Origin of the sequence: Bacillus sp. RSS_NA_20 (genome assembly GCF_020165915.1) — a bacterium.
In the GTDB taxonomy this organism is placed as follows: Bacteria; Bacillota; Bacilli; order Bacillales; family Bacillaceae; genus Bacillus; species Bacillus altitudinis.
In genome coordinates this window covers 141,171-161,314 of record NZ_JAIUKW010000003.1, presented here as the reverse complement: position 1 = coordinate 161,314, position 20,144 = coordinate 141,171, and the positions used below count along the sequence as shown (strand labels likewise).

Below are 20,144 nucleotides of genomic sequence, written 5' to 3'. Positions count from 1 at the left end.
AACCCCGATCGCGGGGTTCTTTTTGATTAGCTTGAAAGCTGTGTTGGCTCAGGTACATCTTGTCCAGTCATCACGCGGTGTCCTTTTTCAGGGTCATATTGCCCTTCCCATTTAGACATCACGACAGCTGCAAGTGCATTACCAGTTAAGTTGACAACGGTTCTTGCCATATCCATGATACGATCAACACCTGCAATAAAGGCTAGACCTTCAGCAGGAACACCAATCGTTCCGAGTGTTGCAAGTAATACAACAAAGGATGTACCAGGAACAGCAGCCATTCCTTTTGATGTCACCATCAGTACAAGAATCAGTGTGAGCTGCTGTACGATCGTGAGGTCAATGCCATATACCTGCGCTAGGAAAAGCGCCGCAATGGCTTGATACAAGACGGAGCCGTCCAGATTAAACGTATAACCAATTGGGATAACAAAAGAAACAATTCCTTTTGGACACCCGATGCGCTCCATTTTATCCATGACTCTCGGTAAAACTGTTTCAGAGCTGGATGTACTAAAGGCGAGAAGCATTTCGTCTTTCATGTAAGCAAGAAATCTGAAAATATTGACGCCAATCATCTTTCCAATAATTCCGAATACAACGATAAGGAAGAGAGCGAGCGCAAAATAAACAAGACCTACGAGCTTACCTAATGAAACAAGAGATTCAAGACCAAATTTTGATACTGTCACACCAATGAGCGCGAACACACCAAATGGTGCAGCTTTCATCACAACATTGACGACATGGAACATCGCATGTGACACACCTTCAAAGAAGGCGAGCACTGGTTTGCCGCGTTCACCAATCGCTGAAACGCCAAGTGCGAATAATACAGTGAAGAAAATAATCGCAAGCAAATCACCTTCCGCCAATGATTGGAAGAAGTTCGTCGGAACGATATGAAGGAACGTATCAGCAACTGATTTACTGCTTTGTTCTTTTTCCGTTTCAACATACTGGCTAATATCCTGTTTTTCTGTATGTCCAAAGTCAACGCCTGCACCTGGTTGAACAAAGTTAGCAAGCACAAGACCAAGGATGATCGCAAACGTTGTGATAATTTCAAAATAAAGAATGGTTCTAAAACCAAGCTTCCCTACTTTTTTACCATCACCCGCACCTGCAACACCTAAAATTAAGCTAGATACGACAATCGGAATGACAATCATCTTAATGAGTCGTAAGAAGAAGTCTCCAATTGGTTTTAAATATGTCTCAACACCAGGGTTACCGAAAAAGATCGCACCAACCACGACACCGAGAATAAGACCGATTAGGATTTGAGTAGCTAATCCAAATTTTAATTTTTTCATAGATTTCCTCCCTAACATATTCATTAAAGGAATATTCCCATTATATTAAGTTTTAATATATGAATTAAAGTATAACTAAAATTAAAGAGGTTCGTCCACGATTAAATTATATTAAGAAAATACAAAATTATTTGAAAAAATGGACACTTCGAACCCCCTTCGTTGTTTTAAGTCAATAAAAAGTGCCTTCCGAACTAAAAGTCATCATATGAAAATACTAAAAAACCCTTCTGTACCAAGGGTTTTACCTTTTTGCCTATTTTTCAGAAAAAATAAAAAGCACTTTTGACTCCAACTGACGATGGAGGAAAAAAGTGCTTTTTTATTCTATTTATTACCTTATTTAAGATAACTTACTTGTGAGCATTCCTCACATTCATTACCGTAACACTCGTGCTGTTCCATTAAATCATTTCCACATTTTGTGCATTTTTTTGAAGGCAAATTTCTAAAAAACTCAGTGATTTTTCCTAGCATTTGTCATCCTCCAATACGTTTTATTGCTATCATTGTATTATAACAGATTAATAATTGTCAATCTGTTTTGTAACAATAGGCAAGAAGAATGCTTTTTTTATGAAAAATGGGTATATTGTAAGAAGGGGATTTTTTGAAAAGGAGGAAATATGACGATGAAATTAACCGTGATTGGCTGCTACGGAGGATTTCCAGCAGCTGGTGAAGCCACATCAGGTTATCTTTTTGAATCAGATGGTTTTCGTCTGCTTGTCGACTGCGGGAGTGGAGTTCTGTCAAAGCTTCAGCAATACATTGATATAGAAGAACTAGATGCTGTACTCCTTTCTCATTATCATCACGATCATATTGCAGATATCGGACCTCTCCAATATGCGAAGCTAGTGGGTTATCATTTAGGAAAAAGCAGTGGTCCGCTGACGATCTACGGACACACCGGGGATCAAGAAGCATTTCAGCGGCTCTCTGATGATGTACATACAAAGGCAAAACCTTATCAGCCGGAAGAGGGCATTCAAATCGGACCATTTCAAATTGATTTTTTGAAAACGGTTCATCCGGCAGAATGCTATGCGATGAGAATTCAGGCACATGAGGCTGTGGTGGTGTATACAGCCGACTCCAGCTATCAAGATGCATTTATCCCTTTTAGCAAGGATGCAGACTTACTTATTGCCGAAAGCAACTTTTACGCCGGACAAGACGGATCGGGTGCAGGACATATGAACAGCACTGAAGTAGGGAAGCTGGCCAGTGAAGCAAATGTTGGGGAGCTCATCATCACCCATCTGCCTCATTTCGGTCGGCATAAAGACCTAGTCAATGAAGCACAGGCGTTATATACTGGCAATATACAGCTTGCCCATTCAGGGCTTAGATGGAACAAGGAAGGAAGATAGAGATGCTGTTTATCGATAACGAGCAACATTATGACCCAATGATTAATTTAGCCATTGAAGAGTATTGCTTAAAATATTTAGATCCAGAAGAAACGTATTTGCTGTTTTACATCAACCAGCCGTCTATTATTATTGGAAAGAACCAAAATACAATAGAAGAAATCAACACAAAATATGTGGAAGACAATGGCATCAAAGTCGTTCGCCGGTTATCTGGCGGTGGTGCAGTTTACCATGACAAAGGAAACTTGAACTTCAGTTTTATTACAAAAGACGATGGGGACAGCTTTCATAACTTTAAAAAATTCACCGAGCCAGTCATCAAAGCGCTTGAAAAGCTTGGCGTCAAAGCGGAATTAAGCGGCAGAAATGACATCATGGCAGATGGGCGTAAAATCTCGGGGAATGCTCAATTTGCTACACGAGGACGTATCTTCAGTCATGGCACCCTATTATTTGATTCAGAAATCGAACATGTTGTCTCGGCATTAAATGTGAAGAAAGAAAAGATCGAATCAAAAGGCATCAAATCCATTAGAAGCAGGGTTGCGAATATTAGTGAACTGATGGATCAAAAGATGACAACAGAAGAATTTAGAAAAATTCTTTTAAGCTATATTTTTGACACGAACGGAGACGTGCCTGAGTATCAGCTGACAGAAAAGGATTGGGAGAAGATTCATGAGATTTCTCGTGATCGATACCAAAAATGGGAATGGAACTACGGCCGTTCACCTAAGTTTAACTTGCAGCACTCTAAGCGTTTTCCAGCTGGATCGATTGATCTTCGATTAGAAGTGAAAAAAGGCATCATTCAAGACTGCAAAATTTTTGGTGACTTCTTCGGTGTAGGGGATATTGCTGATATTGAGAAACGACTCATTGGGCAGCAATATGATCGCAAAACCATTAGTGATGTATTAGAAGACATGGATATGCGCCATTATTTTGGTAACGTATCAAAAGAAGATTTTCTGGATTTGATTTATTAAGCAAGGACAAGCACGGCTAGAGATAGCGGTGCTTTTTCTATTGAAAGGGATGAAAGCGGTTTACATTTGATCTTGTGGATTTTTTCGATTGTCTATTATAATAGAAAGGAGGAATGTTTGGTCATAAAATGAATGGCTATTCATTCATTGATGAAGTATAAGGGGTGGGAGAATGGATTTGATCAAAAATCTTGAGCAGACTGCGATGACCAAGGGAGAGAACGTCGCACTGATTTTTGAAGGGAACAAGTGGACCTATCGAGAACTGATGACAAGTATCGAACGTTTTGCAGATGGTTTAGTGAGCGAAGGGTTTCAAGCGGGAGATCATATCGCGCTGATTTTAGGAAATTCACCGCATTTTGTGATTTCATTTTTTGGTGCATTAAAGGCAGGGCTTGTTGTTGTACCTGTCAATCCAACATATACGCCAAGTGAAATCGGCTATATGCTGGTCACTGGTGATGTAAAAGGGATTGTTGCACCGGATCAGCTTCTGCCGATATACGAGCAGGTGTATGAACAGCTTCCAGCGATTGAACGAGTCATTATTTGTGCTCAAAATGAATCTGCGTGCAGGTCAAGCTTAAAAGAAGTATCTGATCGTCTTGTTTTCTTCGGAAAGCTTGTGTCTGGAGATGCACCAGAAGCTGAGCATCCTGCCATACAACCTGACGATACGGCCGTTATTTTATTTACATCTGGCACAACAGGAAAACCAAAAGGGGCAATGCTCACTCATGTTAACCTTTATTCAAATGCAAGAGACATTGCGGAGTACCTGTCAATTGATGAGAAGGACAAGGTGATTGCTGCTTTGCCGATGTTCCATGTGTTTTGTTTGACCGTCTGTATGAATGCCCCCTTGATTCATGGAGCGACCATCTATGTCCTGCCGCATTTCAGCCCATCAGAGCTTTTACGAATGATGGAGAAAGAAAAACCAACGCTATTTGTTGGTGTTCCAACCATGTATAACTATTTATACCGCCAGGACGGTCATGAGGAAGCGATGAAGTCGGTGAGGATTTGTATATCAGGCGGTGCGTCCATGCCTGTTGCTTTACTTCACGGTTTTGAAGAAAAGTTCGGTGTCACGGTGCTAGAGGGTTACGGATTATCAGAGGCTTCCCCAGTGACGGCATTCAATCCCCTTGATGGAAAAAGAAAACCAGGCTCGGTCGGCACTGATATTATGAATGTGAAAAATAAGATTGTGAATGAACTTGGAGAGGAAGTTGGACCAAACGAAGTCGGAGAACTCATCGCAAAAGGGCCAAACATTATGAAAGGCTATTATCAAATGCCAGAAGACACAGAGGCGGCCCTGAAAGACGGCTGGCTGTACACAGGAGATTTGGCGAGAAGAGATGAAGACGGATATATTTATATCGTCGATCGAAAAAAGGATATGATTCTCGTTGGCGGGTATAATGTCTATCCAAGAGAAGTAGAAGAAGTGCTTTATCAACATGAAGCTGTAGCAGAAGCCGTTGTCATCGGTGTGCCAGATCCAAACACAGGAGAGGCTGTTGTCTGTTACATTTCCCCTAAGAAACATGCTCACATCAATCAAGAAGACATCATCACACATTGTTCACGCTATTTGGCGAAATATAAGCAGCCCCAAACGATCCATTTCATTGATAATATTCCAAAAAACACGACTGGTAAAATTTTAAGAAGAGCGCTAAAGGATAAGTACCAAGCAGAAACAAGTAAATAAAAAGGGAGCCTCTTGAAGAGGCTCCTCAGATTGTTGACAAAGGGCTAAAATGTTGTTTATTTTAGCCCTTTGTCTTCTTTTCAGTGTGATAGAAAACCTTTGAAGTCTAGGAAGGACGAGTACTGGCGCGGAGCGAATTTCACATTCGTGAGCACCAGCACGCAGGACTGACAAAGAATGCGAGGGTTTGTCTACACGCTGGGAGTCTCCTATGAAGAGTCTCCTTTTTGAATCGCTTCTTGTACCTGTTTTCGAAAGGAATTTGACTGTTTTTGATTTAATTCATAATAGGTGCCGTCTACTAAAAAAACAACTTGAGAGCGGTTGGTCCATAGCTGAAAAGAAGTGCCATTTGTCCGTCCGAACATGACCTTGGCAATATAATCTGGCTTTTTTACATTCTTTTTGAGATGGCTGCTTGTTTGTTTCCCTTTGTTTAATTGTTCAATTAGATCTTCAGTTGTATCTTTATCATCTATTTCATAAGAAATGGACTGGTTCGTCGGTGAAAGCAATAATTTCTCTGCTCGATTTTCATCGAAGATGTCACTTGTCCGGCTGAACACATAAAAGAAGGTAATCAGTAAAAGCCCAAAAATCACAATTCCTGCAAGGATTTTCTTCATGATGAACCTCCAACTCACTTTTTTATGGTTAGTTTCTCCGATTTTTGAACAGCATAATCATTTTTTTCACTCAAGCTTTTTCAGATAGGGCATGCTATGATGGAGCCACATGAGACAGGTTCTAAACAAAAGCGTGCGTGATTACAATAGAGAGAGAAATGGAAAGGAGGCTGACCAGTGCGAGTACGCAAATGGGTAGCTCTTGCAACGGTAGCATACATATTGTACGGTCTTTTTATTTATTCTTACTTATTTCTAATGGGGGATTCATCTGTCCCTGACAGTGTGAAAGGGACAAGTGCAGACCCGCATACATTTATGACAAGCCATGAGCTTGTGATTAGTGAAAGTTACTCGAACATTCGTAACCTGTTGTACTTTATGACAATTCCTTTAGATTGGTATGTCTTTTTCCTTTTGCTCATTTCAGGGTTTTCAAGGAAATTAGCAGATTGGAGCTTGGCAGCAGCTCGTTTTCACCTTTTGAGCAAACTTGTGTATGTGTTTGTGCTGTCATTTTTGACGATGCTGATCACATTGCCGGTCAAGTGGGTGAGCTACCAGTTGTCCTTGAACTACGGTGTTTCAGCACAAAGCACGGCAAGTTGGCTAAAAGACCAAACGCTTGATTTTTGGATTCAATATCCACTGCTTGTTCTATGCGCGATTGTGTTCTTTTGGCTCATTCAAAAGAAAAGGAAGTATTGGTGGCTGTATGCTTGGTGTTTAACCGTTCCAGTTACTCTATTTCTCTTCTTTATACAGCCGGTCGTTATTGATCCACTCTACAATGATTTTTACCCATTGAAGGATCAAGCGCTTGAGAAAAAGATATTAACTCTTGCAGAGAAAGCACACATTCCAGCAGATCATGTATATGAAGTCAACATGTCAGAGAAAACAAACACGATGAATGCTTACGTCACAGGAATTGGTGAAAATAAGCGTATTGTTTTGTGGGATACGACACTTCAAAAGCTGAAAGACCGTGAAATCTTATTTATCATGGCGCATGAGATGGGACATTACGTGATGAAGCATGTGTATATCGGTTTAGCAGGATATTTAGTGCTGTCTCTGGTTGGATTTTTTGCCATTGACCGTCTTTATTTTTACCTTTACCAAAAAGGCGCTTCTCCATTTCGTCTGAAGGCACCACATGACGTTGCTGCTCTTCCGCTTCTGTTGATCATTGTATCTATGCTGTCATTTGTTGCTTCTCCTTTTACAAATGCTGTGTCAAGGCATCAAGAACGTGCAGCTGATGAATACGCCGTGAACTTGACGAAAGATGGAGAGGCGGGGGTGACGTCATTTCAAAAGCTTGCAAAATCAGGGCTTTCCCAAGTCAATCCGCCACTTTTAGTGAAAATCTTCCGCTATGGACACCCGACGATGATGGAGAGAATCTTCGATATGGAAAAAGCCGCAAAAAAAGAGGAAACATCGAAAAAGCAATAAATAAAAAATCCGGCTCAGTTCGCCGGATTTTTTTGTCACACTTATTTTAGTTAGAAGCCGCTTGAACGTTAATTAATCCTTTTCCATAATAGAACGAATTACCAAGCGGTGTTGCCGTATTTTCTAAGCGCTGACGAACCTGAGACGTTGATAGATTCGGATACTTAGAAAGGATAAGCGCTGCTGCTCCTGCTACATGAGGAGATGCCATTGATGTTCCCGTATAAGACGTATATCCACTGCTTGGTACTGTACTTAAAATCGATGTACCAGGTGCAGAAACATCTAATTCAGGACCTGCGCTAGAAGACGAGTTTCTGACATTGTTGCTGTTCACGTTGGCAACAGCAATTGTAGAGTCGTATTTTGCAGGATACCCTACGGTGCTAGTAGAGCCAGTTGAACCTGAATTCCCTGCTGCGGCAACGACAACTACTCCGCGGTTATTCGCTGTGTCTACAGCATTTTTAAGCGCTGTGGAGCCGTTTGGTCCGCCTAAGCTCATATTGATGACATCCATGTTATTGGCAACAGCCCATTCAATACCGCTGATAATCCAGCTGTATTGTCCATCGCCGTAACGATCTAATACTTTAACGGCATACAAGGAGGCGCTTGGCGCAACCCCAAGAACACCAATCGTGTTATCAAGGGCAGCAATGGTTCCGGCTACATGAGTTCCGTGTGATTGAAAGTCTTGTGTGGCATTTGGCTCTGAAGGGACGAAGCTAGCACCGCCTGCAACATTTAAGTCAGGGTGTGCGGCGTGGATTCCAGTATCAAGGACAGCTACTTTGACGTTAGCACCTTTATAACCTTGAGCGTGTACGGCTGGAGCTTTGATTTGAGGGATACCATAAGGGACGGTTTGGGCATATGCTTCTGCTTTGTGGTCTTCTTCTACATAAGCAATGCTAGGGTCGTGTTCAAGTTTTTTTGCGGCTTGTTCAGACATCTTCACTTGTGCAGCATTAATGAGGCGGTATTGTTTTTCTAATTTCCCACCATTTTGTGTCACTGCCTGTTTCTTAGAGCTGTTTGTGGTGGCAGAAGCTTTAAAGCCAACGATATAGCTTTTTTCGCTTTCTGACTTTGAGGCAGTTTCGGCATTTGCCATCGAGCCTCCAAACCCTGCTGAAAACAGAAGAGGGACAGCCAATAAAACACTTGTCATCACATTTTTCTTTTTCACGCACATTCCACATCCCTTTTTCTTATTTCAGAATAATCATCCGTAGTCTATTAGAATGATCCGTTTGATTATTCTGTATTTTCAGTTTAATAGAGATAGGCAAATAAGAGTAGACCTGAATTTTTGTGGAAGTCCTAGCGAAAAATAGGGAATTAAGTCACTTGGAAATGATGGTAAAATATGTTTATTTTATATTTCCAACGGTTTTCTATTAAAAAGGAATCGTGCTTTTTTTCTCATGATCCATTTGAGGATAAACATTCGATACCCGAAATGCCATAAAATAGGTAGAAAAGGCTATCATCTATTTCGAATTTCGATATAAAAAAATATTATTTTATCATTGTTTTTGACATGAAAAAGAACCTGCTATGAAAACAGGTTCTTTAAGAAGGGGCAGATTGTGTTAAATGGCTGACCACGTTGTAATCGTTCACCTTCCATTCACCATCTGTCCATTCCACATAATTTAAGCAGGCATTCTCAAGTCTTGTATCCTTAATACCCATATGTTTGTCAGCTAGTGAGGTGAGTAAGGCATTGATGGCAGCACCGTGTGCTACGATTAGTACCCGTTGATCTGGGTAGGTTGCTCTCACTTTTTCAATACCTTCTAGCATTCGATCTTGAAGTGCCGATAGTGGTTCCATATTTGGATACTGTTTATTTGGAAACAGTTTCTGACGTTCCTCAAATGACATGCCTTCAGCGTCGCCATAGTCACGTTCAATAAAATCGTCCATGATCACGAGCGGTGCATGTACATGCTGTAAAATCAAATGAGCTGTTTCTTTTGCCCTTGATAGCGGACTGGAAATGACAACATCCCAGTGGGCATTTTTTAAGTAAAGACCGGTTTGTTCCGCTTGCCATTTACCAGTGTCATTTAAAGGGATATCTGTTCGTCCTTGAATTCGTTTTGCTGCATTCCAATCGGTTTCTCCGTGTCTGACTAGGCAAATTGCTGTCAATCAAATCCCGCCTTTTCTATCTTTTCCTCTATTATACTAAAACAGAAGAAGAATGACTGGATCAGTGATTTGTCAGACTCGTTAAAGACTCGACCGAACTTGCCACTTGGGACACTGTTTGTTTGACTTCTTTCAATTCGTTTAGGAATGTTTGCAAATCTATTTCAATTTTTCCGTTTTGGTTTTTGCTTAAGTTCATGCTGCTGACGATATCATCGAATAGCGAGTTGATTTGGGTCATTTTTTCTTTACTGTCTGTCACAAGTAAATTCACATCAGCAATATGCTGTGACACAATGGCGATTTGTGAATTTGTGTTGTTGACGAGCTCAGATACAGTTGAAACCGTTTTCTTTGTATCCTCTGATAATTTGCGAACCTCATTTGCAACGACAGCAAAGCCTTTGCCATGTTCACCTGCTCGAGCTGATTCGATTGAAGCGTTTAAAGATAGTAAATTCGTTTGCTCCGCAATACCTGTGACGATCCCAAAAATTTGTTCAATTTGTTTCGCAATTTCTTCTAAGCGTTTAATTTCTGTTTCAATCTTTGTCATACTGCCGTCAATTTGGTTCATTTGCGTCTGCTGAATTTCTAACTCTTTTTTACCGCCAATTGATTTCTCTTCAACTTGTGCTGAGATCTTTGTGCCAGCCTGTGACATATCCGCCATCTCATCAGATTTTGATACAAGTTTGTCCACTGCATTTGTTGTGTTTGAGAAGAGAGAAGCAAGTGAATTAGATGTTTCTGTAATTTTTGTATGAAGCTCTTTTTGCTGTAGTTCTGCTTCATCACGAACTTTAGAGTATTCATTTTGGAACGTATCTAGGACAAGCTGTTGCTCTAGATTTAAAATTTTCGTCGTCGCCTTCACTGCCGTCTGATATTCTTTGAAATCTTGGATATGCTGGGCAAATAAATCCATTATGGATAGCAATAGGTCTTGGAAGGCTGCCATATACCATTTAGGTTGAAGTCCAATTCTTAAATGAACTTGTGCAATTTTAATTCTTTTGGCCACATAAGATTCGTCAATCACACCGGCAAACATTTCACTAATATGAATGCGTAGTGTTTTCTTTAGACGCTCGACTGAGCTGTTATCTTGAATGATGTGCATCAAGGAAGACTCGACTTCTAGGTTTTTATAAAATTTATCGACGATATGTTCAATTTCATCTTGAACGATTGGATTCAGCTGTTTCAAGATAAAAAGGTCTTGCTGCGTCAAATCAATCATTTTAATTTGTTTGGCAATGTCCGTATTCTCCGGAAAATTGATTCGTTTTATCCCATCATCCTGCTGTGTGAAAAAAGCAGTGTTTTTCTTTTTACTCTCTTTTTTAAATAACAATGTGTTTGTCCCCCCATGATCATCAAAAATATCAGACTTTATGTTTTTTATCGGATAATATTGGATTTTTTAAAGGGGAAACAGTGAAATTTTACTGTTCTTTATATGACCTTTTTAGTGGTTTTTTCGCCGGACCTTCTACTACTTCTCCCGTAATGGAGAAACGAGACCCGTGACAAGGACAGTCCCACGTGCGGTCACTATTATTCCACGCGACTTCACAGCCTAAATGAGTACAGGTTGTATCGACAAGAAAGATATCGCCGTCCTCTGACTTAAAAGCGCCACATTTTTTATGCTCATAAGACACAATCCCGCCTTCACCCGGTTTTAAATCATCAATTGTTTGATCAGCTCGCTTTAATTTACCGCTGATCAGCTTTGCTGCAACATTGGTGTTTTCTTTGATAAAGTCTTTTACGAATGCGTCTGATACGAGTCTTGATGGAGTAAAGATGGATTCGTAAGGATTCGATTTTCCTTCGATCAAATCTCCGATCAGTGTCGCTGCTACGTGGCTTGTGGTCATGCCCCATTTTCTAAAGCCTGTTGCCACAAAAATATTCGAATGATGCGATGTCAGGCGGCCAATGTAAGGGATTTGATCCATTGTGACCATATCGTGCGTGGACCAGCGGTAAAGGACTTCCGTTATACCAAGGGTGGCTTCACCAAACTTTTCTAGTGCTTCATAGTGTGCGGATTCATCTCCGCCTTGTCCGGTTTTATGGCCTTGTCCACCGATGAGCACGACATCTTCTCCATGGAATTTCGCCGTTCTTAATGAATGGGCAGGCTGATCAATTCCTAAGTACATGCCGTCTGGGAGCGGTTTTTTTGTTTTGGCTGCGACGACATAAGATTGCTCAGGATGGATTCGCGTGAAATACAGTCCTTTGCCATCGTAAAAAGGAAAGTGTGAGCATGAAATGATAGAGCGCCCCATCAGATGATGGCCACTTTTTGTGATGACAGCAGGGTGTTTTCCTTCTTTTACATCGACTGCCGTTGTCTGTTCAAATATGCGCACGCCTCGGTCAATGAGCTGATCGATCAGTGCATGAAGATAATGAAGAGGATGAAATTGTGCCTGCTGCGTCATGGCGAGGGCTGCCTTGATGCCAGCATCAAACGGGAGCGCTGTTTTCCATTCGCGATCGATACCGAGCTGTTTGTACGCATCTAATTCCTTCTTTAACTTTTTGACGCCGTTTTCTTCTGTTGCATAAAGGTAAGCATCTTTTACCTCAAGATGACAATCAATGTCATACTCTTTCACACGTGCTTGGATGAGTTCCTTTGCTTTTTCATTTGCTTCTACATATAAACGGGCTTTCGGCATACCTATATGCTGAATCAGCTCATGATAGTACACATCATGCTGGGAGGTAATTTTCGCTGTCGTATGTCCGGTGGTTCCTTGCAATACTTGATCAGCATCTATGATGATGACATTCAGTCCGCGTTCTGTCATTTCAAATGCAGTAGCGATACCGGTAATACCGGCACCGACAATGATGACATCTGCTGTAAGATCTTCGCTGACAGTAGGAAAAGAGGGCTTCTCACTATCAGCTAGCCATAACGACTTTGCTTGTTCCGATCCTTTATGTTCTTGTTCCATGTTGTCGCCTCCAGTCACTTGTTGTGTATAATTTTTCCACGATGCTGAAAATCATACATTTTAATGAAAACAAGAGCGAAATACATAAAAAAATGAGCAACACATAAAAATAAACGAGATAAAAAGGAAGGAGTGGACTGACGTGTCAACAAAGCAGCCAAAGAAAACGTTACCGCCTCAGCATCAGAACGAACGTCCAGGACTTGAATATAAAATGAACCCTAGACCTATCTTTGATCGAGAGGTGCAAGGCAAAAAGCTGACAGGGAAAACGGCGATTGTCACAGGTGGAGACAGCGGGATTGGAAGAGCAGTATCTGTCTTATTTGCGAAAGAAGGAGCCAATGTAGCGATTGTTTATTTGAATGAACATCGTGATGCGGAAGAAACGAAGGACTATATTGAAAAAATGGGAGGCCGCGTCATTTTAATATCAGGTGACCTAGGGGATGAAGCTTTTTCAAACGAGGTCGTCAAACAAACAAAAGATGCTTTCGGTTCGATTGATATTTTGGTCAACAACGCAGGTGAACAGCATCCGCAAAAAAGCATTGAACAGATTACTTCTCACCAGCTTCTTCGGACATTTCAAACGAATATATTTGCCATGTTCTATTTAACAAAAGCGGTGCTCCCTCATTTAAAGAAAGGAAGCAGTATTATTAATACAGCATCGGTCACTGCTTATAAAGGTCATGAAACCTTAATTGATTATTCATCGACAAAAGGGGCGGTTGTAACGTTTACAAGGTCATTATCTCTATCTCTTATCAAACAAGGGATCCGGGTAAATGGGGTAGCGCCTGGACCGATTTGGACACCGCTGATTCCATCCACATTTACGGAAAAGGAAGTGTCTGAATTTGGTGGTGATGTCCCAATGGAGCGGCCTGGTGAGCCAGTAGAGTTAGCACCGAGTTATTTATTTTTAGCGAGCGAAGACTCTTCTTATATGAATGGACAAATGATTCATGTGAATGGCGGAACCATATTAAATGGATAAAAACAAAAAACTTGCGGTAAAGAGACAAGTTTCTGTCTCTCTGCCGCAAGTAAAATCATCATGATTGATGTAAGCAGTGTTCTGCATATTGAGCTGACAGGTCATTAAAACGCTTTTCATCACGCTGATCTAGCGCCTTGTCAATCTCTTCTCTAAGGAAGGTTAAGCGCTGTTTATAAAGCGCCTCATCTAAAACCATTTGAATATAAATGTCTAAAATAGTAACGCCATTCTCTTCGGTTTTTTGGGTGTTGCGGGACTTCATGAGCTCAGCATACGTTTTTTTCTCTTTCATAAAGAATCCCCCCGATGCCTTTTTTATAGTATATGGATTGGCGGAGAAAAAATCAACAAGAATTTATAATTTTTAGACAATTTATTTTTGAGCCATATCGACACCACTTGTCCAGTCGACAAGATGCGATATATCTTTAAAAATGGCTTTTAGATAGATCGAATGTACTAAAAAACATGATAAAAAGATAATTTTAAATAAATATTGAAAAAATCCTGTCGTTTCTTATACGTTGGTGATAGATTAATAGTATCTAAAATAACCAAAAATTAACACAGGAGGAAATGAAGTGTCAGGAATTAGTGAAACACCATTAGATTCATACGTCATTAATCAAACAACAATGGCGGTCCTTCCGGTTGAAGAAGGAAAACGAGTATATTCAAAAGTGATCGAAAGAGAGACAAGCTTTTACGTTGAATTAAAGCCGCTGCAAATTATAGAACGCAGTTGCAGGTTCTTTGGCTCAAGCTATGCAGGCAGAAAAGCGGGAACATATGAAGTAACAGGTATTTCCCACAAGCCTCCCATCGTGATTGACTCATCCAATCATCTGTATTTCTTCCCAACCTATTCATCCAACCGCCCTCAATGCGGATGGATCTCCCACAAATACATTCATATCTTTCAGGAATCATCCCTCGGAGACACGGTTGTTACTTTTACAAATGAGCAATCGGTCAAATTAGATGTCTCATATAAGTCATTTGAGAGTCAGGTACACCGAACAGCGTATCTCCGAACGAAATTTCAAGATCGACTTGATGGAGGTCTTCCTAAGAAACAAGAATTTATGCTGTATCCAAAGGAACAGCAGCTCAACCTTGTGTATGATTTTATCTTAAGAGAACTTCGTAATCGTTATTAGTGAGAGACCAGCGGCAGACAGCCGCTGGACTGCTTACTCATCGTCATCACTTTTTTGCAGAAAAAACCATTGATTATCGTATAAAAAAATATATAATTTATCTATATCATATAATTTTTTATATAACGAAAGGGGTCATGGGGATGATGTATGAAGAACTGGATACGCCGGCACTACTCATTGATAAACGGGTGATGATGGAGAATGTAGTGGCGATGCAGCAATACGCAGACCGTCAGCATGTCAAATTGCGCCCTCATACGAAAACGCATAAAACGCCTGCACTTGCCAAGCTGCAGGAAGAGAAAGGTGCATCTGGCATTACGGTAGCGAAAGTAGGAGAGGCTGAAGTAATGGCAGCCCATGGGCTCAAGGATATTTTTATCGCCAATCAAATTGTAGGTGAGACTAAACTCAAGCGGATTCGTAAACTGGCAGAGTCGATACAGATTTCATTCGGTATAGATTGTGTTGAGCATGTGAAGCAGATTGAGCAAGTCTTTCGTGAATCAGAGAAAAAAGCGGAGGTTTTAATTGAGATAGAGGTTGGAGAAGGAAGGTCTGGTGTCATTGAAGAACGTGATTTCTGCCACATATTAGAGGCGATTCAAACAAGTGATGCCGTTCATTTAAAGGGGATTTTTTCTCATGATGGCCATACATATCAAGCGGAAAGTAAAGCACATTGCCGGACATTATACAAGGAGGCTGTAAATCGAACGCTCCGTTTTGCGCAGATTGCAGAAGAAGCTGGTATGCCGATAGAGGTCGTCAGTATTGGATCAACACCGCCATTTTTATTTCAATTTGATATCCCAAAAGGAGTCACAGAAATACGGCCAGGCACATACATCTTGATGGATGCTTCCCAGTCCAATGTAATCGGCACATATTCACATTGTGCAGCATCTGTGCTGACGACGGTCATTAGTAAACCGACAGAGCGCCGGGTGATTACAGATGTAGGGGCCAAGGGGCTGACGGCACAAACACGTACAAAAGGGCTGACCAAAACAGAGGGCTTAGGCAAAGTGAAAGAATATGATGATGTATTTGTTTCAAGCGTATTTGACGAGCATGCCATTATCTATCATGAAGGCTTTCGTCAAAGTGTACAGATCGGTGAGAAGGTGCAAATTATTCCGAATCACATCTGTCCTGCTGTGAATCTTCATGAAAAAGCATACCTCATTCAAGATGGCGAAGTGGTAGAAGAGCTGGAGATTGCTTGTAAAGGAAAGCTGCAATAAATTGGTAGGGTCATAGAGGGTGTTGCCGCTATGCAGAGCAGAATATAAGGCAGCTTCCATTCTAAGAAAGATCATCATTTGAAATCCATACATCTAAGAAAAAGGCGCCGAAAGGGGTCTTTTTTATTTGAGAAAAAATGACGAAGATGAAATAGATTGAAACCAAACGTGCCTCTCTCGTCGTCTATTGACTGTATCATCATGAAATGGCAGGGAAATGTGAACCATTAGAAGGATTTTCATTCATTTCCGCATAAATCACAGAAGTGATACATGCGGTCTGTTACAATAAAAACAAGTCATTTCTTGCAATGTGTTCGTATGAGGTAAAAGTTGATCATATTTGACCGATATGAACAAATGGGAAAGAGAAATGGGGGCCCTGTATGAAAAAACGATGGCATTTGATGCTGCTATTTACCGTGACAGTGACACTACTCACGGCCTGCAATCAAGCAGGTCAGCCGCCTTCAAAACAAAACACAAAAGAAGCTGCGTATGAACAATGGGTTCAGCGTTATATGGATGAGTTAAATGAAGCATATGAAAACATGACCGATCAATTTATTTCAGATGGACATGGAAAAATTCAAGTAAATGAAAAATTGACAAAAGCGACGAAAGCATTCGACCGTGTCATTCAAAAAGGGCTTACTCATCAAGAAGTGCCAGCTGTGTATCAAAAGGCAGACAAACAATTAAAGACAGGTCTTGCTTCATTTGAAAAAGGAATGAGCAAGGTAGAGCAGCTGTTGAAGCGTCCTGATCAAGAAAAGCTGTTTATGTCAGCAACTCAACATTTTCAAGATGGATTGCAAGAGACAGCCTCTTTCATTGAAGAAGTAGGAAACGTTCAGCAATCTCAATGAAAAGCCTGGAAGAGAGACTTCCAGGCTTTTTTAGATGTGCAGTGTTTGCTTTAATCGGCGTACACCTTCTTGAATCATGGCTTCATCCGTACAGGCAAAGCCAAGCAGCAACCCTTTCCTTTTGCTTTCATAACAATAGGGGCTTAATGGATAAATGCCGACACCTGCCGCTTGTGCGGCCTCAATCGTGCCTTGTTCATCAAAGTCTGATGTTCCTTCTAAAAAGACGTGAAGGCCTGTATCGGTTCCATATAAACGGAAGTGTTTGTCAAAGTGATGTGTCAAAAGAGCATCCATCATCGCTGCCTGCCGTTTTTTATACACCTGTCTCATCCGCCTGACATATCGCGTAAACTCGCCTTCTCTGAAAAAAGAGGCAAGGGTGATTTGCTCCATGATCGGCAGCTGTCTTTGAATAAGTGATTGCAGTGCAGCGATTTCTTTGATGACTGCTTTGGAGCCGATGATGGCAGCAAGGCGGATGCCTGGTGCAAGCACCTTGGAAAAACTGACAATATAGATCACATGATCGGGTGCTTCTGAAAATAAAGAAGGAAGCGGTCCGCCATGATAACGATAATCCCCATCAAAATCATCTTCTAATATGTAAGATTGAGCCTTCGCAGCAAACTGCAACAGCTCCCGTCTTCTATTGACGCTCATACAGACACCGGTTGGCCGCTGATGAGAGGGCGTTACAGCGATCAGCTTTGTACGTTCTGGCAATGTATTCACCATCATTCCTTCTTCATCGACTGGTGCGGGGTAAATAGTCATTTCGCGATGTAAAAAGGACAACCTAGCTCCAGGAAAACCAGGATCTTCAACAGCGACTGTATCTCCTTTTTTGAGCATGACTTGTGAAATCAAGTCAATGGCTTGTTGTGTTCCCCCTGTTAACACCATTTGGTCTTCTTCTATATCAATGCCGCGTTCAACGGATAAGTATTGGCGAATTTCTGAACGCACTTCCCATAATCCATGCGGAGAAGAATAGCCCCAATCTTTCATATTTAAACGCTGTAATGCTTTTAGAAGCGAGCGTTTCCATATGTTTTGAAAATGGTCGTCGATGGCTGGTTCTTGATGGCGGAAATCAATCTCAAGTGTGTCATGAAATTGATTGGCCGAGAGCCAGTGATCCATTTGTTTTTCAGCCTCGTCAAAGTGAGGTCTTGTCGGAAGTGCAAAAGGCGGTTCGTTTTGATGTGGGGGAGAAGCAGCATAGTGATCACTTGAAATGACCTTTGTTCCGCCTCTTCTAGAGGTGCTGACATAGCCTCTTGCCAGCAGTTCATCATAGGCAAGCTGTACGGTGGATCGAGATACGTTGAGCTCTTGTGCCAATACTCTTGTCGGAGTCAACTGATCATCAGGATTCAGTGTGTTTGTATGAATTTTTTGAATGATGCCATTGACGATTTGCTGCCAGAGCGGGGTAGAGCTGGAACGGTCTAAATGAATGTACACAGTGCACCTTCTTTCCTTTGTCATGTCATCATTGATGATGACATGGAATTATGGACTGGTCAATAGCTTCATTTTTGGATGTGGGAAGAAATCCAAATGATGTGTACACTGGTTCATATCATTTACACAGAGGAGAGAGTCCCATGATTCCTGCATCAAAAGAAGAAACAGCACAGCTATCCATGATTCCGTTTGTGTTCGTTTTATTTAGCCTTTTTATGATTACAACAGCAGTGAACCTGCAAGTCCCTCTTTATACGGAATATGCAGAGCAGGCAGGATACGGAAAGGCGTCAACAGCCCTTGTGTTTGCTGCGTATGTTTTCGGACTGATTCCAGTATTACTGTTACTTGGCGGCATGTCTGACCGGGCTGGACGAAAACCGATTTTATTGATCGCACTTTGTTTTTCATTATGTGCCACCCTGCTCATGATCGTGCATCCGACCATACAAATGCTCTTTGTCGCCCGGCTGCTGCAAGGAGTGGGACTTGGGTTAAGTGTTGGCACATGTACTGCCTACTTGATTGCTTTATATCCAGAGAAATCGGGCTGGATCCCAACGTTTATCGCATTATGCAGTTCAATTGGATTTGGTGGAGGTGCTCTTTTTACAGCGATTCTTTCTTTTGAGCAAGTGTCACTGACGCCTCTTAGCTATTGGATTGTGTTGGTCTTGATTATGTTGACGATTGTTGCTGTATTCTTTTTGGTGCCGCCTGTACAAGGGGATGCAAGTAAACCGCTCATGAACATGCCGAGGTTTCCAAAAGGGACAATGCCTGCCAACTTAGCCATTGCTATCGCATGGTCTGTGTGCGGTCTTGTCATTTCGATTTTGCCAGCACAGCTTAAATTAAATGGCTATGAATTGTGGGTAGGCCCGGCACTGTTTTTTATTAATATGGCAGGTGTTCTGATGCAGCCTTTTGTCCGAAAGATGAATAGCAGTGCAGCGCTTCGTATCGGTTTTATTTGTCTTCCGTGCGGATATGGCCTGCTGTTATTCGGTGCTAATAGCGGGTCCATTTTCCTTGTCCTTGCTGGAACTCTTTTAGCGGGCACAGCTTGCTATGGATTTACTTACTTAGGCGGTCTCCAGCTGATTGTTGAGAAAGGGAAGAAGGAAGCGGCTAGAGCCGTTGCTGGGTATTACTTGTTTGCGTATCTAGGTCTTGGCATACCAAGTGTGTTCGTTGGTCTCTTTGCTGATATGTACGGTACTCAGACAGTGTTAACGCTCTTTTTCATGCTCGTGCTGGCTGCCTGTCTGATCTTGCTTAGTTTAAGTTTCAGAGAGAGGCAAAAGTGAAATGGATTCTTTCTCTTTCCTCTCCAATTCGTTTAAAATAAAGACAGAAGAGGGGGAGGGAAATGAAAAAAGTACAGCTAAATGGTGCGATGTGCAGATCACAAGAGGAGCTTCATGATCAACTAAAAACAGTGTTACAACTTCCTGATCATTACGGGAAAAATCTTGATGCCCTTTGGGACTGTTTAACAGGAGAAGTGAGCTTGCCTATAGAGCTGACATGGATTCATTATCAAGCAAGCAAAGACGAGCTTGGTGATTATGCAGAGAATTTGCGGCAGTTATTTCAAGAGGCTGAAGAGGAACTGCAAGGGCAGTTTCAATTGAATATTGAAGCGTAAAAAAGCAGCTGATCCTAAAAGCTGTTTTTTTATGCGGTTTTCACCCTTTCTCATTCTACTATTGAATATTTCACTAAATATGATAATATATGAA

Annotated in this window: 19 protein-coding genes; 10 read left to right on the top strand and 9 right to left on the bottom strand. The window is 41.4% G+C overall.

From position 1 onward, the window contains the following. Positions 1-26: 26 nt before the first annotated feature. Positions 27-1,316, bottom strand: a complete 1,290-nt coding sequence (locus LCD32_RS00980; RefSeq protein WP_008348850.1) for a cation:dicarboxylate symporter family transporter — start codon at positions 1,314-1,316, stop codon at positions 27-29. A 339-nt stretch (positions 1,317-1,655) separates the two neighbouring features. Then, on the bottom strand, positions 1,656-1,793 hold the full coding sequence (yhfH, locus tag LCD32_RS00975; RefSeq protein WP_008359029.1) for a protein YhfH: 138 nt from the start codon (positions 1,791-1,793) through the stop codon (positions 1,656-1,658). Between the two features lie 155 nt (positions 1,794-1,948). Here yhfH and LCD32_RS00970 point away from each other — a divergent pair, with 155 nt between their 5' ends. The 3 genes from LCD32_RS00970 (at position 1,949) to LCD32_RS00960 (ending at position 5,410) form a co-directional block, all read left to right on the top strand. After that, entirely contained in the window at positions 1,949-2,692 is a 744-nt protein-coding gene (locus tag LCD32_RS00970; RefSeq protein ID WP_224562573.1) for an MBL fold metallo-hydrolase, read from the top strand. Between the two features lie 2 nt (positions 2,693-2,694). Then, positions 2,695-3,684, top strand: coding sequence for a lipoate--protein ligase (locus tag LCD32_RS00965; RefSeq protein WP_008348846.1), 990 nt, complete (start codon positions 2,695-2,697; stop codon positions 3,682-3,684). 172 nt (positions 3,685-3,856) lie between these two features. After that, positions 3,857-5,410, top strand: a complete 1,554-nt coding sequence (locus LCD32_RS00960; protein ID WP_224562567.1) for a fatty acid--CoA ligase family protein — start codon at positions 3,857-3,859, stop codon at positions 5,408-5,410. Positions 5,411-5,619: 209 nt separating this feature from the next. On the opposite strand, the gene LCD32_RS00955 is transcribed toward LCD32_RS00960, so the two are convergent. Next, the gene (locus LCD32_RS00955; protein ID WP_008348821.1) at positions 5,620-6,036 is read right to left on the bottom strand and encodes a hypothetical protein; all 417 of its coding nucleotides are present in this window, start codon (positions 6,034-6,036) and stop codon (positions 5,620-5,622) included. Between the two features lie 177 nt (positions 6,037-6,213). Between LCD32_RS00955 and LCD32_RS00950 the strand changes: the two genes are divergently transcribed. Beyond that, a complete protein-coding gene (locus tag LCD32_RS00950) occupies positions 6,214-7,497 on the top strand; it encodes a M48 family metallopeptidase (RefSeq protein ID WP_060780941.1) in 1,284 nt (427 codons plus the stop codon). A 46-nt stretch (positions 7,498-7,543) separates the two neighbouring features. On the opposite strand, the gene LCD32_RS00945 is transcribed toward LCD32_RS00950, so the two are convergent. The 4 genes from LCD32_RS00945 to LCD32_RS00930 all read right to left on the bottom strand — a co-directional run bounded on the left by LCD32_RS00945 (position 7,544) and on the right by LCD32_RS00930 (position 12,641). Beyond that, positions 7,544-8,689, bottom strand: coding sequence for a serine alkaline protease SapB (locus tag LCD32_RS00945; protein WP_008348814.1), 1,146 nt, complete (start codon positions 8,687-8,689; stop codon positions 7,544-7,546). A 386-nt stretch (positions 8,690-9,075) separates the two neighbouring features. Next, entirely contained in the window at positions 9,076-9,660 is a 585-nt protein-coding gene (locus LCD32_RS00940) for a histidine phosphatase family protein (protein ID WP_060780942.1), read from the bottom strand. A gap of 61 nt (positions 9,661-9,721) precedes the next feature. Further along, positions 9,722-11,083 (bottom strand): globin-coupled sensor protein, encoded by a 1,362-nt coding sequence (locus LCD32_RS00935; RefSeq protein ID WP_370539267.1) that lies wholly within the window; start codon positions 11,081-11,083, stop codon positions 9,722-9,724. Positions 11,084-11,108: 25 nt separating this feature from the next. Next, positions 11,109-12,641: an FAD-dependent oxidoreductase gene (locus tag LCD32_RS00930; protein ID WP_060780943.1), complete on the bottom strand. Its 1,533-nt coding sequence runs from the start codon at positions 12,639-12,641 to the stop codon at positions 11,109-11,111. A 142-nt stretch (positions 12,642-12,783) separates the two neighbouring features. On the opposite strand from LCD32_RS00930, the gene LCD32_RS00925 reads away from it, so the two are divergent. Continuing rightward, on the top strand, positions 12,784-13,644 hold the full coding sequence (locus LCD32_RS00925; RefSeq protein WP_058337510.1) for an SDR family oxidoreductase: 861 nt from the start codon (positions 12,784-12,786) through the stop codon (positions 13,642-13,644). A 58-nt stretch (positions 13,645-13,702) separates the two neighbouring features. Here the strand turns inward: LCD32_RS00925 and LCD32_RS00920 are convergent, their stop codons facing one another. Further along, on the bottom strand, positions 13,703-13,939 hold the full coding sequence (locus tag LCD32_RS00920; protein WP_008348804.1) for an IDEAL domain-containing protein: 237 nt from the start codon (positions 13,937-13,939) through the stop codon (positions 13,703-13,705). 289 nt (positions 13,940-14,228) lie between these two features. On the opposite strand from LCD32_RS00920, the gene LCD32_RS00915 reads away from it, so the two are divergent. From LCD32_RS00915 to LCD32_RS00905, 3 genes are all read left to right on the top strand, one after another. Beyond that, on the top strand, positions 14,229-14,807 hold the full coding sequence (locus LCD32_RS00915; RefSeq protein ID WP_017366958.1) for a competence protein ComK: 579 nt from the start codon (positions 14,229-14,231) through the stop codon (positions 14,805-14,807). 143 nt (positions 14,808-14,950) lie between these two features. After that, positions 14,951-16,057, top strand: a complete 1,107-nt coding sequence (locus LCD32_RS00910; protein WP_056705189.1) for a D-TA family PLP-dependent enzyme — start codon at positions 14,951-14,953, stop codon at positions 16,055-16,057. Positions 16,058-16,443: 386 nt separating this feature from the next. After that, positions 16,444-16,926: a hypothetical protein gene (locus LCD32_RS00905; protein WP_007499155.1), complete on the top strand. Its 483-nt coding sequence runs from the start codon at positions 16,444-16,446 to the stop codon at positions 16,924-16,926. 30 nt (positions 16,927-16,956) lie between these two features. Here the strand turns inward: LCD32_RS00905 and LCD32_RS00900 are convergent, their stop codons facing one another. Then, positions 16,957-18,396, bottom strand: coding sequence for a PLP-dependent aminotransferase family protein (locus LCD32_RS00900; RefSeq protein WP_205630551.1), 1,440 nt, complete (start codon positions 18,394-18,396; stop codon positions 16,957-16,959). Positions 18,397-18,539: 143 nt separating this feature from the next. Between LCD32_RS00900 and LCD32_RS00895 the strand changes: the two genes are divergently transcribed. Together LCD32_RS00895 and LCD32_RS00890 are read left to right on the top strand one after the other, a co-directional pair. After that, positions 18,540-19,709, top strand: coding sequence for an MFS transporter (locus tag LCD32_RS00895; protein WP_048001723.1), 1,170 nt, complete (start codon positions 18,540-18,542; stop codon positions 19,707-19,709). A 62-nt stretch (positions 19,710-19,771) separates the two neighbouring features. Continuing rightward, a complete protein-coding gene (locus LCD32_RS00890; RefSeq protein ID WP_048001722.1) occupies positions 19,772-20,050 on the top strand; it encodes a barstar family protein in 279 nt (92 codons plus the stop codon). Positions 20,051-20,144: the final 94 nt, after the last annotated feature.